This window comes from Oleiphilus sp. HI0125, assembly GCF_001635355.1.
The window spans coordinates 1-1,770 of sequence record NZ_LWGF01000377.1; the positions used below are offsets into that span (position 1 = coordinate 1).

Consider the following 1,770-nt stretch of genomic DNA (forward strand, 5'->3'; position numbering starts at 1 on the left):
CCAATAACGGCTGTAAGATCGTCGCCATCCACATCCGACGCAAATTGCAACAATTCCGCTTGCGTCAGTGTATACGTGCCGTCCTCTTCTATTGTTACTGATATATTAGCGCTTACAACAGGCGCATCATTCACTGGGTTCACTGTCAAATCGATATTGGCTGCGACTGTCGCTTCACCATCGAATACATCGAAACTAATATCGAGATCACCATTGAAGTTTGCAGCCGGTGTCAGCGTGAACGTCCCATCACCATTATCTGTAATCGTCAGTTCCGGATTGGCTGTCTGTAGATTCAACGCCGTGAGCGTATCACCATCCACATCACTCGCTTGCGCCAAGAGCTGTTCTTGGCTCAGTGTGATACTTCCATCCTCATCAATTGCATACGCCAAGTCACCTGAAACTGGCGGGTCATTCACAGGAACAACTACAATATTCGCTTGGGCCGTATCTGTACCACCCTGACCATCAGACACGGTAAAGTCGACGGTGACATTACCATTGAAGTTCTCATTCGGTGCAAAGGTATATGTGTCATCTCCATTATCGGTGAAGATTCCATCCGTACCTGTGTATGCAACATCTGAGATACTCAGCGTATCACCATCAACATCCGACGCTCCCGTTAACAGATCCCCATCTGTAAGCGTGATCGTCCCGTCTTCGTTCATCTGGAAATTCTGATCCTGCGCGACCGGCAGATCATTCACTGGGTTCACTGTCAAATCAATATTGGCTGCAACTGTCGCTTCACCATCGAATACATCGAAACTAATATCGAGATCACCATTGAAGTTTGCAGCCGGTGTCAGCGTGAACGTCCCATCACCATTATCTGTAATCGTCAGTTCCGGATTGGCTGTCTGTAGATTCAACGCCGTGAGCGTATCACCATCCACATCACTCGCTTGCGCCAAGAGCTGTTCTTGGCTCAGTGTGATACTCCCATCCTCATCAATTGCATACGCCAAGTCACCTGAAACTGGCGGGTCATTCACAGGAACAACTACAATATTCGCTTGGGCCGTATCTGTACCACCCTGACCATCAGACACGGTAAAGTCGACGGTGACATTACCATTGAAGTTCTCATTCGGTGCAAAGGTATATGTGTCATCTCCATTATCGGTGAAGATTCCATCCGTACCTGTGTATGCAACATCTGAGATACTCAGCGTATCGCCATCAACATCCGACGCTCCCGTTAACAGATCCCCATCTGTAAGCGTGATCGTCCCGTCTTCGTTCATCTGGAAATTCTGATCCTGCGCGACCGGCAGATCATTCACTGGGTTCACTGTCAAATCGATATTAGCTGCGACTGTCGCTTCACCATCGAATACATCGAAACTAATATCGAGATCACCATTGAAGTTTGCAGCCGGTGTCAGCGTGAACGTCCCATCACCATTATCTGTAATCGTCAGTTCCGGATTGGCTGTCTGTAGATTCAATGCCGTGAGCGTATCACCATCCACATCGGACGAATTTGCCAGCAACAATTGCTGCGTTACAAGAAGCGAGTCATCTTCCTGCATAGTAAGTTCAATAGCACTACCGACCTCTGGGTCATCATTGACGCTAGTAACATCCATTTGAAATGTTTCAGATACGGTTTTCGTATCGAAGTCTTCACCCTCAGCTGCAATTTGGTCAGTCGCTTCCTCAACAATCACATCAAAACTTTCAGTCGTGGTCTCAGTATCTGGATCGTTGTCGCTAAGAGCTTCTTCGAGCTGCGTCGCCGCGTCGTCTGCACTTATGTTG

Annotated in this window: 1 protein-coding gene; it reads right to left on the reverse strand. The window is 47.9% G+C overall.

The genetic code is table 11. The features are described 5' to 3' along the window. The coding region (locus tag A3762_RS05210; RefSeq protein ID WP_156493253.1) for a cadherin-like domain-containing protein at positions 1-1,770 on the reverse strand (1,770 nt) is incomplete at both ends.